The organism is Porphyrobacter sp. THAI-01a, assembly GCF_056868655.1.
The window spans coordinates 1,022,679-1,036,315 of the sequence record NZ_CP180579.1 but is presented as its reverse complement, the minus strand read 5'-3'; the positions used below and the strand labels follow the sequence as shown (position 1 = coordinate 1,036,315).

Below are 13,637 nucleotides of genomic sequence, written 5' to 3'. Positions count from 1 at the left end.
ACGCCGCTCTGCCAAGCGTGAGGGTGCTGTCAGTCCACCGCTTGAACGGGCAAAGTGGTGTGCTATATGCGCAATACAGATTGTCCGCAGCCGGAATGCCTCCCGGCGCGCTTTCAGGAGGGATTGCCACATGACTCTCGCCACCACCCTGCGCGGCGCCTTCGCCGCCCTCGCCGCGCTGAGCCTTGCCGCCTGCGGGATCAACTCGGTCCCGACCGCCGAGGAGGAGGCCAAGGCCAAGTGGGCCGATGTCGAGGCGCAGTTCCAGCGCCGCGCCAACCTCATCCCCAACCTCGCCGAAGTGACCAAGGGAGCAGGCGAGAACGAGCGCACGATCCTGACCCAGGTGACCGAGGCGCGCGCCCGCGCGACCAGCGTCAACATCACCGCCGACGATCTCAACGATCCGGCCAAGATGGAGCAGTTCGCCGCCGCGCAGAGCCAGCTCGGCGCCGGGATCGGCCGCCTGCTCGCCAGCGTCGAGGCCTATCCGCAGGTCCAGTCGAACCAGAACTACCTCGCGCTGCAGAGCCAGCTCGAAGGGACGGAAAACCGCATCGCCGTCGCCATCCGCGACTACAACGAGGCGGTGCGCAAGTATAATACCACGATCCGCACCTTCCCGGATTCGATCGGCGCGAACATCATCCACGGGGCCGAACCGATGGTGCCCTACAAGGCCGTGACCGAAGGCGCCGAGGCCGCGCCGACGCTCGACATGACGTCGAACTGAGCGGCGTGCTCCGCTCGCTTGTCCTGTTGCTCGCGGCCGCAGCGGCGTGGCTTGCCGCGCCGCTCGCCGCGCAGCCGCAATTTCCCGAACTGACGGGGCGCGTGGTCGACAATGCCGACCTGCTCACCCCCGAGGCCGAGGCGGCGCTGACAGCCAAACTCGATGCGCTGGAAACCCAGTCGCAGCGCCAGCTTGTCGTCGCGACGATCCCCGATCTGCAAGGCTACGACATCTCCGATTACGGCTACCAGCTGGGCCGCGCCTGGGGCCTTGGCGATGCGACACGCAACGACGGCGCGCTGCTGCTGGTCGCGCCGAATGATCGCAAGGTACGGATCGAGGTCGGCTATGGCCTCGAGGGCTATCTCACCGACGCGCTCTCATCGCTGATCATCCAGAACCAGATCCTGCCGCGTTTCCGCGACGGGGATTTCTCCGGCGGGATCGAGGCCGGGACCGACGCGATCATCGCCCAGTTGCAGCTCCCGCCCGAGGAGGCCGCCAAGGTCGCCGCCGAGGCGGGCAAGGCGCGCGAGAGCGATGGCGGCTTTCCTGTCGGCGTGCTGATCTGGCTGGCCTTCATGTTCTTCTTCTTCGTCCTGCCGCTGCTCGCGGGGCGCGGGCGGCGCCGGCGCTACCGTTCGCGCGGGAAAGGCCCCTGGGGCAGCCGCGATCTCGGCGATACGGCGCGCGACATCATCCTGTGGGAAGTCGGCAGCGCGATTGCGCGCGGGATGATCAACAGCGGCGGCGGCGGAGGCGGCGGCTGGGGCGGCGGCGGCGGGTTTTCCGGCGGCGGCGGCTCCTTCGGGGGCGGCGGCGCCTCGGGAGGGTGGTGAGACATGGCCTATCTTGATGATGCCGGGCGCGCCCGCGTCGGCGCGGCGGTGACGGAGGCGGAGAGCGCCACCTCGGGCGAGATCGTGACGGTCCTGGCCGATGCGTCGGACGGCTACACCGATGTCGCCCTGCTGTGGGCGGCGGGCGCGGCCTTCACCGCCATGAGCGTCTTCGCGGCCCTCCCCCAGCCCTTCCTCGACCTGTGGGATCGCCTGATCGGCGGATGGGGCCACGAATGGACCACGGGCGAGCTCGCCAGCATGGTGATCGGGCTCGGGCTGGTGAAGTTCCTCGCGGTGCTGCTCGTGCAGCAGTGGCAGCCGCTCAAGTTCGCGCTGATCCCCGGCCCGACCAAGACGATCCGCGTCCACAACCAGGCGGTGCGCCAGTTCAAGGTCGGCGCGGAACGGCGCACGACCGGGCGCACCGGCGTGCTCATCTACCTTTCGATGCGCGAGCACCGCGCCGAGATCGTCGCCGACGAAAGCATCGCGGCCAAGGTCTCCGCCGAAGTGTGGGGCGAGGCGATGGGCGACATGCTCGCCCTGATCCGCAAGGGCGACGTGGCCGAGGGCCTCGTGGTCGGCATCCGCGATGTCGGCTTCGTTCTCGCCGAGCATTTCCCGCGCGGCGCCGAGGACGTGAACGAGCTGCCCGACCGGCTGATCGAGGTTTAGCTCCCCTTCCCTATTGACCCGCCGCGCGAAGCTGTCGAAGGGCCGTCCTTCCCCAGCCGACGGAGCCCCCCTTGGAACGAGACCGCGATGCCGACCTTCCCGAAGAGGTGATGTGGGAGGGGCGCTTCATCACCGCGAAGAAGCGCGGCCGCTGGGAATATGTCGGGCGCGCCCGCGGCATCCGGGCGGCGGCGATCATCGCGCTCGACGAGGACCCGGACGGCACCCGCCACGTGATCCTCGTCAGCCAGTATCGTGTCCCCTTGGGCCGCTTCAGCCTCGAGATTCCCGCCGGCCTGATCGGCGATGACGAGGGCAAGGAAGGCGAGGATGCCACCCTCGCCGCCGCGCGCGAGCTCGAGGAGGAGACCGGCTACCGCGCCGGCACGCTCGAGGTGCTGGGCGAGTTCTACTCCTCGCCCGGCATGGTCTCGGAATGCTTCACCCTGCTGAAGGCAACCGCGCTCGAACGGGCGAGCGAGGGCGGGGGGACCGAGGGCGAGAACATCACCGTCCACCGCGTCGCCCTGCGCGATCTGTCGCGCTTCGTCGCCGAATGGCGCAGGGCTGGCCATGCGGTCGATGTGCGGATAGCGATGCTTTTGACACCGGGATACTTGGGAGAGGAATAGGACATGGCAGGACGTGTGGCGGGCAAGCTCGCATTGGTGACCGGGGCTGCGCAGGGCCTCGGCCGGGCGCATTGCATCCGGCTGGCGCAGGAAGGCGCGCGGGTCTTGGCGACCGACATCAACGGCGCGGGCGCGGAGGAGACGGCGACGATCGTCAACGCGGAAATGGGCGAAGGCACCGCCTTCGGCATGGCCCATGACGTCACCGACCCCGCCCAGTGGGAAGCCGCGGTCGATGCCGCGCGCGAAAAGCTCGGCGGATTGAACGTGCTCGTCAACAATGCCGGGATCGGCGTTCCCGGCAACATCGAGGCCTGCGATTTCGGCGACTGGCAGCGGTGCTTCGACATCAACGTCAATTCGATCTTCCACGGCTGCCAGAAGGCGCTGCCGCTGATGCGCGAGCATGCGCCAGGCTCGATCATCAACATCTCCTCGATCGCGGGGCTGATCGCGAGCGACACCATGCCGGCCTACAACGCCTCGAAGGCGGCGGTGTGGATGCTGTCGAAGTCGATTGCGCTCCACTGCGCGAAGAAGGGCATGAACATCCGGTGCAACTCGGTCCACCCGACCTTCGTCGACACCCCGATCCTCGACGGCACCGCCCGGGCCCATGCGCTCGACAAGGAGGTGCTGATGGAAAAGCTCGCGCGGCAGATCCCCCTGAAGTTCGTCGGCGAGCCCAACGACATCGCCAATGCGGTGGTCTACCTCGCCAGCGACGAGAGCCGCTTCATGACCGGGGCCGAGCTCAAGCTGGATGGCGGCATTTCGGCGATGTGATCAGCAGGCGCCGGGCAAAAAGAAAGGGGCCCCGAAGGCCCCTTCCCGGTTTTCTCGATCAGGTGCAGCGGCCCGATAACCGGGAACCGCTTGTCTGGCGCTGCACTCAATCCGCGATCAGCGCGATCGCCAGGTAGATCAGGATGAAGCTGCCGAAGCCGAGCAGGGTGCCGGCGACGAAGCCGATCCGCACCAGCATGGCGTCGATCCCAAAGTGGTCGGCAATCCCTGCGCAAACGCCGAAGATCTTGCCGTTGGTCTTGTCGAGGCGGAAGCCGCGGCTGGGCGGCTTGCCGCCGGAGTGACCGGTGATGTCGTTCATCTGTCTGTTGTCCTTTGCGGGTTCGATCAGGCGGTCAGGCCGGGGGTGGCGGGAACGATCGCGTAGGCGAAGCTGGCGACGGTCAGGATGACGGCGAAAGCGGCCGAGGCGAAGCGGGCGGTCTGGTCGGGGGAGAACATGGTCATTGGTCCTTTGTCTTGGTCGGGTGGTTGATGATCAGGCGACGAGGGTCGGGGTGGCGGGGATGATCGCGTAGGCGAAGACGGCGGCGGAAAGCACGACCGAGAAGGCGGCGGCGAACAGGCGGTTGCTGGTTTCGATGGCGGTCATTGGAAGTCTCCTTTGGTGTTTCTTGCGATGTTTCCGGGACCATCCCGGGATGCCAGATACATTGCAGGAGGCGTGCCAAACTCGAAAAACGGCGGATTTCCGCCATTTCGATCCTTGCTCCACGCAAACGCGCCGTTCAGCGAAACGAAAGCTTGGGAATTTTTCCCAAGCATTGGGATCGGCGATTTAGCCGCCTCGCGTCTGGCCAAATCTCCCCCCTCCCGCTACCCCCGCCCGAGCCATGGGCCTCAGCCGCATCAGCCTCGAGAATTTCCGCAACCACGCCGCGACGAACCTCGGCGAGACCGCGCATTTCAATCTCCTCGTGGGCGAGAACGGGGCGGGGAAGACCAACCTCCTCGAGGCGCTCTCGCTGCTCGGTCCGGGGCGCGGGCTGCGGCGCGCGAACCTCGGCGATCTGGCGCGCCGCGCGGTGCCCGGCGATGCGCCGCTCCCCTTCGCCATTGGCGCGAGCCTGACCGAGGCCGGCACCGTCTCCGCCCGCATCGGGACCTATACCGAGGCTGGCCAGCCGGCGCGGCGGCTGGTGCGGGTGAACGGCGCGCCCGCCACCGCGTCGAGCCTTGCCGAATGGCTTGCGCTCTCGTGGCTGACCCCTGCGATGGACGGGTTGTTCACCGACAGCGCCGGGGCGCGGCGGCGCTTCATGGACCGCATGGCGCTCGCCCTCGCCCCCGATCATGCGCGCCGCGTCAATGCGCTCGAGGCGGCCTTGCGGGAGCGCGGCAAGCTCCTCGAGAACCGCGCCGATCCGCGCTGGCTCGATGCCGTCGAGGCGCAGGTCGCAGAGCACGGCGCATCCGTCGCCCGGACCCGCGCCGACCTCGTGCTGCGCCTCGCCGACGAGCTGTCCGCCCTGCCCCCCGAGCCCTTCGCGCGGCCCGCGCTCGCCTATCTCCCCGGCGGCCCCACCGACGAGACCGCCCTGCGCGCCGAACTCGCCCGCGCCCGCCCGCGCGACCGCGCCGCCGGGCGCGCTCTCACCGGCCCGCAGCGCGACGAATTGCAGGTGAAGATGGCCTCCACCGGCCAGCCCGCCGCGTCCTGTTCGACCGGCGAGCAGAAGGCGATGCTGATCGCCATCACGCTCGCCCACGGCATCCTTGCCGCCGCCGGACGACCCTCGGTGCTGCTCCTCGACGAGGTCGCCGCCCATCTCGATCCGGTGCGCCGGACCGAGCTGTTCAACCGGCTGCGGACCGGCAAGGCCCAGGTCTGGATGACCGGCACCGAACTTGCCCCCTTCGATCCGATCCGCGCCGAGGCTGCGGTCTGGCGGGTGGCGGGCGGAGGCGTCGAGCGGCTCTAGCGAAATTTACAAAGTTGACACTGTAAGCTTCGCAATCCTACAGTAATTCCGCTGTAAAATCATATTCTTGAAGCGCAAAACCGAAGTTGACACCATGTTTCGCTTCTTCGGCCCTTCCGGGGCGTCGCCGCTGCCTGACAATGGGAAAGAGCCGCGCTCCCCCCATAAAGCCCCCCGCTTCCAGTAGGAAATCGGCCGCAGCCGCCAAACTGCGCCCGCCTATTCGGCCGGCGGCAGGGCCCCCTGCACCTCGCTCAAGGTCGATTCCACCAGCTTCTCGATCCCCTCGGCGGTCGGGTGGATGCGGTCGGACTGGAACAGCGCCGCGTCGCGATAGATGTCCTCCAGCCAGAAGGGGATCAGCGCCGCGCCGTATTCCTTCGCCAGATCGCGGTAGATCGCATCGAACTGGGCCTGGTATTCCGGCCCGTAGTTCGGGGGGCTGCGCATCCCCATCAGCAGCACTGGCACCTTCTGCTTCTGCAGGATCGCCAGCATCTTGCCGAGGTTGGCGCGGGTCTGCTCGGGCGAGATGCCGCGCAGCAGGTCATTGCCGCCGAGTTCGAGGATGAACAGCGCCGGCGGCGTCTTCTGCGCCGCCAGCGTGAACTCCAGCCGGTTGAGCCCCGCCGCGCTGGTATCACCCGAGACGCCCGCGTTCACCACGTCGGCATTGATTCCCTTCGCCCGCAGCGCCGCCTCGAGCTTTTCCGGATAGGCGTCGCGCGGGTCGAGGCCGTAGCCTGCGAAAAGACTGTCCCCGAAGGCGATGATCACGCGCTCGGGCCCCATCACCGGCACGGCGGGGAGTTCGGGCCGGCCGTCCTCGGCCAGCGGGGCGGCAGGCGCAGCCTCGTCCGCCGCCTCCCCGCAGGCCGCGAGCGCCAGCGACGCGGCGGCTGCGAGGGCAATATTCGACCAAGAGCGCTTGTGCATCTGCACACCTTCCATACCTGTAGCTTGTTGCAACCCATCACCTATGCCATCGGAACCCCGTGACAAGCCCCTCTCTCGCGATCAGCGCCCGCAACCTCACCCTCACCCTCGGCAGCACAGCTTCGCCGGTGACGATCCTGCGCGGGATCGATCTCGACATACCGCGCGGGGAAGTGGTGGCGCTGCTCGGACCTTCGGGATCGGGAAAGAGCTCGCTGATGGCTGTGCTTTCCGGCCTAGAACGCGCCAGCAGCGGGAGCCTCGATGTCGCCGGCGCAGATTTCGCGGCGCTCGACGAGGACGGGCTGGCGGCCGCGCGGCGGGGACGGATCGGGATTGTGCTCCAGGCCTTCCACCTCCTGCCCACCATGACCGCCGCCGAGAACGTCGCCACCCCGATGGAACTCGCGGGCATGACCGATGCTGCCCCCCGCGCGCTGGCCGAGCTGGAGGCGGTCGGCCTCGGGCATCGGACCGGGCACTACCCCACCCAGCTTTCAGGCGGCGAGCAGCAGCGGGTCGCCATCGCCCGCGCCACCGCCCCGCGGCCCGACCTGATCTTCGCCGACGAACCCACCGGCAATCTCGATGCCGCGACCGGCGAGGAGATCATCAAGCTGCTTTTTGCCCGCCGCGCCGAGACCGGGGCGACGCTGCTGATCATCACGCACGATGCCGCCCTTGCCGCGCGCTGCGAGCGGGTGCTGACCATGGCGGACGGAGTGATCGTCTCCGACACCCGGGCGAAGGCCGCCGCATGAGCCTGCCGCTCGGCACGGCGTGGCGCATCGCCCGGCGCGATCTCAACGCGCGTTTCCGGGGCCTGAGGCTGCTGCTGGTGTGCATCTTCCTCGGCACGGCCGCGCTCGCCGCGATCGGGACCCTGACCGCCGCGATCGAACGCGAACTGGCCTCGAGCGGGCAGGAGCTGCTCGGCGGCGATCTGGAGGTCGAGGTGTGGCAGCGCGACCTCAGGCCCGAGGAAGTCGAGGCGCTTGGCGCCTATGGCGAGGTCTCCAGCGGCTACCGGATGCAGGCGATGGCGAGCACGCCCGAGGCGGCGGCGCCGGTCGAGCTCAAGGCGGTCGATGCGAAATGGCCGATGTTCGGCCGGCTGGAGCTGGCCGACGGGCGCCGCGTCGGCGCGCCCTCGGGCAACGACGCCTACCTCGCCGCGACCGCGCTCGAACGGCTCGGCATCGCGGTGGGCGACAGCTTCAGGGTCGGCACGCTGACCCTGCGCGCCGCAGGGGTGATCGCGGACGAGCCCGACCGCCTCTCCGAAGGTTTCCAGCTCGGCCCGACGATCATCACCGCGCAGGACATTCCTGCCCGCGCCGGGCTGCTGCAACCGGGCGCGCTCTACCAGAGCAAGCACCGCGTGGCCTTCGCCGATGCGGGGCGCGATCCCGAGGTGGTCGAGGACGCGCTGACCAAGCAGTTCCCGACCGCCGGGTTCGACATCCGCACCCGCGACCGCGCCTCGCCCGGCGCGGACCGCTTCGTGCGGCAGATGAGCGACTTCCTGACGCTGGTGGGGCTGGCCGCGCTGGTGATCGCGGGGATCGGCATCGCGGGCGGCGTCTCCTCCTATCTCGACCAGCGCCGCGCGAGCATCGCGACGCTGAAGGTGCTGGGCGCGACCTCCTCCGACATCGTGCGCATCTACGCGATGCAGATCGGCGTGGCGGCGCTCGCCGGGAGCCTTGCGGGGCTGGCGGCGGGCGTGGCGGTGACGCCGCTGCTGGCGGGGGCCTTGCAGGGTCTGCTTCCGGTCGAGAGCGGCTTCATCGTCTCGCTCCCGGCGCTGCTGCTGGCGGCGAGCTATAGCCTGCTCGTCGCCTTCGCCTTCGCCGCCGCGCCCCTGCTGCGCGCGCGGACCTTCCCGGCGATGGCGCTGATGCGCTCGGGGATCGTGCCGCTGGCGAGGGACAGGCGCGCGCTGCTGGCGACGGCGCTCGGCCTTGCGGCGATCTGCGCGCTGGCGCTGGCGACGACCGCGCAGCCGATGCTCTCGGGCGGGTTCCTGCTCGGCGCAGGCGGCGCGCTGGTGCTGCTGGCGGGAATCGGCTGGGGGATCCAGACCCTCGCCCGCCGCCTGCCGCGCCCGGCCAATCCGCTGCTGAGGAGCGCCATCGCCAACATCCACCGTCCCGGCGCGCCGACGGGGGCGCTGGTGACGGCGCTGGGCTTCGGCCTTGCCGCCTTCGTGCTGCTGGCGGCGGTGCAGAGCGCGATCGACGGCAATATCCAGAGCCGCGTGCCGCAGGAGGCGCCCGATTACTTCGTGCTCGACGTGCCCCCCGCCAAGGAGCCGCGGTTCTTCGAGCTGGTGCAGGGCGAGTTCCCCAAGGCCGGGATCCGCACCGTGCCGACGATGCGCGGCGCGGTGCTTGCCTACGGGCCCAAGGACAAGATGGTGCGCGTCGCCGACCTCAAGGAAATCCCCGAAGGCGCCTGGGCGCTGCGCGGCGAGCGCGGGCTGACCTATGCCGACACCCTGCCCCAAGGCAACCGCGTGGTGGCGGGGGAATGGTGGAGCCCCTTCCACAAGGGCGAGCCGCTGGTCTCGGTCGATGCCGATTTCGCCCGCGCGGTGGGGCTGAAGCCCGGCGACTACCTCACCATCGGCATCCTCGGGGTGGAGCGCACCGCCCGCGTCGCCAACCTGCGCGAGATCGACTGGGAGAGCATGGGCTTCAACTTCGCGCTGGTGTTCAGCCGCAACGCGATTGCCGATGCGCCGCACAACCTGTCGGCGACCATCGACCTGCCCGATGGTGCCGACAGCGCCGCGAGGGGCCGGTTGCTGCGCGCGATGGTGAAGGAGATGCCCTCGTCCTCGGTGATCGAGGTGGGCGGCATTCTGGTCGAGGCGAGGAAGCTCCTACAGCAGGTGAGCCTCGCGACGCTGGCGGCAGCGGCGGTGACGGTGCTGGCGGGGCTCGCCGTGCTGATGGGCGCGATCGCGGCGGCGCGCTCGGCGCGGACCTACGACACGGTGATGCTGCGCGTGCTGGGCGCGAGCCGGCGGCAGGTGCTGCTGCTCCAGTTGGCCGAATACGGGCTGATCGCCGGGGTCCTCGCGCTAGTCGCGCTGGCACTCGGTGGGGGGCTGGCCTGGGTGGTGATCACCCAGCTGTTCGAATTCGACTGGCTGCCCGACTGGGGCGAGGTTCTCGCCGTGCTCGGGCTCGGGGTGGGCCTCGTGCTGGCCTTCGCGCTCGGCGGCTCGCTGCCGCTGCTGCGGGCAAAGCCGGCGCGGGCCCTGAGAGAGCTGTAACGGGAACTCTAGGCGAAGACTTCCTCGAGCGCCTCGGCCCCGCCACCCGTCACCTCGCTGTGCAGCGCGGCGTTGAAGGCGGCCGCAAAGATGGTGACGAGGATGAACAGGAGCACGATCAGCAGCACCCCGACGAGCACCACGCCCTCCGAGGCGGCAGGATAGTCCCCGCCGTCCGGCAGCGCGCTGAACACGAGCACGAAGGGCAGGCCAAGCCCGACCGCCATCAGCGCCGTCAAGGCGATCAGCGCGAGCAGGATGGAAATCACCTTGCCGCGCGTCAGCACCCACGAGCGGCGCAGCGCGGCGAGCGGGTTGAACACCTGGTCGACCGCCACCACCGGCACCAGCACGGAAAAGCGGCAGGCGAGATAGGCCCCCACCGGCAGCAGCACGAGACCGATCACCGTGCCCGCGGCCGAGTTTTCCCCGCCCGCGCCGCCGGTCGCCGTCTCCACCGCCACGGCAAGGGCGACATAGGCCGTCACCAGCAGCAGCGCGACCGCGAAGAACGGCAGGGCGCTGCGAAAGCCCCGCGCCATCGCCGGGCCGAAGGCGGGCTCCTCCAGCGGCGAGGCGAGCGTCACCATCGCCGCCTGCTGCGCCAGCACCAGCACGAGATAGGCGCCGTAGAACAGCACCACCATCGCCAGCATCCCGATCCCCATGCCGGCGATCGCCTGGGTGTCCTCGAGCCCCTCGAGGCTCTCCATGCCCGACAGGCTCATCATCACGATCCCGACGCCCAGCGCGATCGAGCCCGCGATCTGGATCGCGAAGAACACCGCCCACATCCCCGCCAGCTTCCAGAACCTCTGCCGCAGCATGGCGAAACTCGTCGCAAACACGCGCCCGATCTGCATTGTGCGTAACCCCCTTGCGGTCATCCCCTTGCCGCAAGGGCAGGAATGCACCGGCCAAGCCCTTGGCGCAAACACAAAAAAGCCCCGCACCTTGCCGGTGCGGGGCCTTTTTTTGCCGGGGGGGCGGAAGCCCCCTCGCGATCAGAAGCGGAAGCGCACGAGACCGCCGTAGGTGCGCGGCTGGTTCGGATAGCCCGAAACCGTGCCGGCCTGAGCGACGCCATCGAACACCGTGATGATGAACTGGTCGTCGAGCAGGTTGCGCGCCCACAGGCCGACTTCGAGCCCGTTCTCCATCTGGAAGATCATCGAGGCGTTGACCAGGTTGGTCTCGCGCTGGAAGATCCGCGGGTCGCGGCGGGCAGTCACCGGGCCGTTGAAGGTCGGCAGGCCGTTGTTGATCGCGACATTGCTTTCGTGGGCATAGTCGATGCGGCTGATCAGCTTGTTGCCGCTGCTGCCGAATTCGAGCGTGTGGGTCGCCGAGGTGGCGAGGCTCCACGAGGGGATGCCACCCGGACGGAAGCCGGTCAGGTCGCCCACCGGGCTCGCGGTGAAGCTGTCGAAGTTCGGATCGAGGTGGGTCGCCGCGAAGGTGAACACCAGGCTGTCGCTCGGACGGATCGTGGCGTCGAACTCGAAGCCGCGCACCGACTGCTGACCGGCGTTGTTCAGCTGGAAGCCGGTGCCGGTGAACAGGAAGCTCTGGAAGCCCTGAATGGTCTGGTCGAACAGCGCGAGGTTGAAGCCGAAGCCCGGCCACTGCGCCTTCATGCCCAGTTCGTAGACTTCCGCCTCTTCCGGCCCGGCAAAGCGCGAACCGGTGGTGAGGTTGGGAACCGCGAGACCCGCGTTCGTCACCGGCGAGGCCGGTGCGGCGAAGGTCGAACGGCCCGGGCCCGGGATGAAATCGCCGAACACCGGACGGCTGTCACGCGAGAGGTTGATCGAGCTCGCCTTGAAGCCGGTCGCGTAGCTCGCGTAGATGTTGACCTCGTTCGAGACCTGGTAGGCGGCGCGCAGCAGGTAGGTGAACTGGTCGTCCTGCGTGCGGCCCGGCTCGACCGAGTTGGGCACGTTCAGGAACGGCGGCTGGAACTGGAACGGCGTCAGCCCGAGGAAGGGGTTGGTCGCCGGGTTGGTCGCCGCCGCCAGCAGCGCCTGCTGGTTGGCCGCCGGAAGCGCCTGGAACTGCGCCCGGTTGCGCACCGCACCGCCGCTCGCGATGGTGATGAAGGCATCGACGAGGTTGGTGTTCGACAGCTCGTCGAAGGCCTGCTGCGACAGCGCGAAGTCCTTGCGGTCATCGGTGTAGTTGAAGCCAGCGGTGAAGACGAGGCCGTCGACCGGCTCGAAGTCCACGGTGCCGAACACCGACCATGCCTTGTTGTCCATCGCGAACTGCTCGGCGGTCAGCGGTCCGGCGCTGAAGATCGCGCCCTGCGGGAAGCCGAGCGCGGCCTCGACCCCGTTGAACACGTTGGGGTTGCCGGTCAGCAGGCTGAAGAACCGCCGGGCGTCAGCGCCGGTCGTGAGGCGGCTGTCCTGGGTGATCGACTCGTCGAAGTAGAAGCCGCCGAGCAGGAAGTTGATCGGGCCGTCGAAGTCCGAGGCCAGACGCAGTTCCTGGGTGAAGGTGTCGACCTTCTGGTCACGCACTTCGGTCACGACGTTGGCGCTGGTGAAGTCGACGTCCTGGTCGAGGAAGTTCTTCAGTTCGCGATAGGCGGTGATCGAGGTGAAGGTCAGGTTGCCCACGTTCCAGTCGGCCTGGATCGAGCCGCCGTAGTTGTCGACGGTGTTGCGCGGGGCCTGGCTGAGGAAGGTGTTGTAGCTGAAGAAGTTCGTGTCGAGCGCGCCGCCGACCGCGAAAATCGCGCCCGCCGTCGGGCCGGCGACCAGGGTCGAGACCTGGCAGCACACCTCGTCGATCGCCGAATAGTCGGCGATGGCGCGGATCTTGAAGTCGGGGGTCGGCTCGATCAGCAGCTGGCCGCGTGCCGACCAGCGGTTGCGGTCCGAAAGGTCCTGATCGAGGTTGACGATGGTGGCATAGCCGTCACGCCGGTTGTAGCTGCCGTCGAGCGCGAAGGCGACGTTCTCGCTGATCGGGCCGGTCACCTCGCCGCGCAGGACGAAGGCGTTGTAGTTGCCGTAGCTCGCTTCGACGAGGCCGCCGAATTCGTACTGCGGCTCCTTGGTGACGACCGAGATCACGCCGGCGCTCGCGTTCTTGCCGAACAGGGTCGATTGCGGCCCGTTCAGCACTTCGATGCGCTGGATCATGTTGAGGTCGGACAGGGCCGCTGCCGAGCGCGAGCGGAACACGCCGTCGATGAACACGCCGACCGAGGGCTCGATCCCGAAGTTGTTGTCGCCGTTGCCGAAGCCGCGGATGATGAAGGTGGTGGCCGATGCGCTCTGCAGCTGGCTGACGCGCAGCGAGGGGGTGACGGTCTGCAGGTCGAGCACGTCGCGGATCTGCGCCTGCTCGAGCACCTCGCCGCTCGTCACCGAGACCGAGATCGGGGTTTCCTGAAGCGTCTGCTCGCGCTTGGAGGCGGTGACGATGATGACGTTGCTGCTTTCGGGCGCCCCGACTTCGGGCTCCCCGTCCTGGGCCAGCGCGACACCCGGCATGGCCAGGGCGAAGGACGCGGCACCCGCGAGCAGGGTGAATCGATACGCGCCGGCGGTGCCGGTGAAGGTCGAACGCATGGAAGCTCCTCTCCAAAAATCCCGCGACCCCGGCGCCCGTTGCGGGCACGCACCTCCCTGTGCGCTCTCTCCCGTGGTCGTGTGAGGCGCCTGATAAGCCAGCACAGGGCGACCGACAAGCCGCGCCCTGCCGCTTTTGGCAGTCGAACAGGGAGTATGTTGCGCAAGAGTCACACTGGTTTTGCCCCCTGCGGAGCCCCGCGCTTGCCCCCGGGCCACACCCCTG

Annotated in this window: 13 protein-coding genes; 8 read left to right on the top strand and 5 right to left on the bottom strand. The window is 68.7% G+C overall.

Going from position 1 to position 13,637, the window contains the following annotated elements:
* Positions 1–130: 130 nt before the first annotated feature.
* The 5 genes from ACMX37_RS04995 (at position 131) to ACMX37_RS04975 (ending at position 3,668) form a co-directional block, all read left to right on the top strand.
* Positions 131–733, top strand: a complete 603-nt coding sequence (locus tag ACMX37_RS04995) for a LemA family protein (RefSeq protein ID WP_483147789.1) — start codon at positions 131–133, stop codon at positions 731–733.
* Between the two features lie 5 nt (positions 734–738).
* A complete protein-coding gene (locus tag ACMX37_RS04990) occupies positions 739–1,572 on the top strand; it encodes a TPM domain-containing protein (protein ID WP_483147788.1) in 834 nt (277 codons plus the stop codon).
* Between the two features lie 3 nt (positions 1,573–1,575).
* Positions 1,576–2,250: a TPM domain-containing protein gene (locus ACMX37_RS04985; protein ID WP_483147787.1), complete on the top strand. Its 675-nt coding sequence runs from the start codon at positions 1,576–1,578 to the stop codon at positions 2,248–2,250.
* Between the two features lie 110 nt (positions 2,251–2,360).
* On the top strand, positions 2,361–2,882 hold the full coding sequence (locus tag ACMX37_RS04980; RefSeq protein ID WP_483148366.1) for an NUDIX hydrolase: 522 nt from the start codon (positions 2,361–2,363) through the stop codon (positions 2,880–2,882).
* Positions 2,883–2,885: 3 nt separating this feature from the next.
* Complete coding sequence (locus tag ACMX37_RS04975) at positions 2,886–3,668, top strand: SDR family oxidoreductase (RefSeq protein WP_483147786.1); 783 nt, start codon at positions 2,886–2,888, stop codon at positions 3,666–3,668.
* Positions 3,669–3,774: 106 nt separating this feature from the next.
* On the opposite strand, the gene ACMX37_RS04970 is transcribed toward ACMX37_RS04975, so the two are convergent.
* The gene (locus tag ACMX37_RS04970; RefSeq protein WP_088914850.1) at positions 3,775–3,990 is read right to left on the bottom strand and encodes a PspC domain-containing protein; all 216 of its coding nucleotides are present in this window, start codon (positions 3,988–3,990) and stop codon (positions 3,775–3,777) included.
* 177 nt (positions 3,991–4,167) lie between these two features.
* Positions 4,168–4,281, bottom strand: a complete 114-nt coding sequence (locus ACMX37_RS04965) for an enoyl-CoA hydratase (protein WP_483147785.1) — start codon at positions 4,279–4,281, stop codon at positions 4,168–4,170.
* Positions 4,282–4,522: 241 nt separating this feature from the next.
* On the opposite strand from ACMX37_RS04965, the gene recF reads away from it, so the two are divergent.
* Positions 4,523–5,611, top strand: a complete 1,089-nt coding sequence (gene recF / locus ACMX37_RS04960) for a DNA replication/repair protein RecF (protein WP_483147784.1) — start codon at positions 4,523–4,525, stop codon at positions 5,609–5,611.
* 219 nt (positions 5,612–5,830) lie between these two features.
* Here recF and ACMX37_RS04955 read toward each other — a convergent pair whose 3' ends face one another.
* A complete protein-coding gene (locus tag ACMX37_RS04955; protein ID WP_483147783.1) occupies positions 5,831–6,547 on the bottom strand; it encodes an arylesterase in 717 nt (238 codons plus the stop codon).
* Between the two features lie 59 nt (positions 6,548–6,606).
* Here ACMX37_RS04955 and ACMX37_RS04950 point away from each other — a divergent pair, with 59 nt between their 5' ends.
* Together ACMX37_RS04950 and ACMX37_RS04945 are read left to right on the top strand one after the other, a co-directional pair.
* A complete protein-coding gene (locus ACMX37_RS04950) occupies positions 6,607–7,308 on the top strand; it encodes an ABC transporter ATP-binding protein (protein ID WP_483147782.1) in 702 nt (233 codons plus the stop codon).
* Positions 7,305–9,830 (top strand): ABC transporter permease, encoded by a 2,526-nt coding sequence (locus ACMX37_RS04945; protein WP_483147781.1) that lies wholly within the window; start codon positions 7,305–7,307, stop codon positions 9,828–9,830. Before ACMX37_RS04950 ends, ACMX37_RS04945 begins: the two co-directional genes overlap by 4 nt.
* A gap of 8 nt (positions 9,831–9,838) precedes the next feature.
* Here ACMX37_RS04945 and ACMX37_RS04940 read toward each other — a convergent pair whose 3' ends face one another.
* Positions 9,839–10,693: a hypothetical protein gene (locus ACMX37_RS04940; RefSeq protein WP_483147780.1), complete on the bottom strand. Its 855-nt coding sequence runs from the start codon at positions 10,691–10,693 to the stop codon at positions 9,839–9,841.
* A 141-nt stretch (positions 10,694–10,834) separates the two neighbouring features.
* Positions 10,835–13,411 carry a TonB-dependent receptor gene (locus ACMX37_RS04935; protein WP_483147779.1) on the bottom strand — a complete coding sequence of 859 codons (2,577 nt, stop codon included), beginning with the start codon at positions 13,409–13,411 and terminating at the stop codon, positions 10,835–10,837.
* Positions 13,412–13,637: the final 226 nt, after the last annotated feature.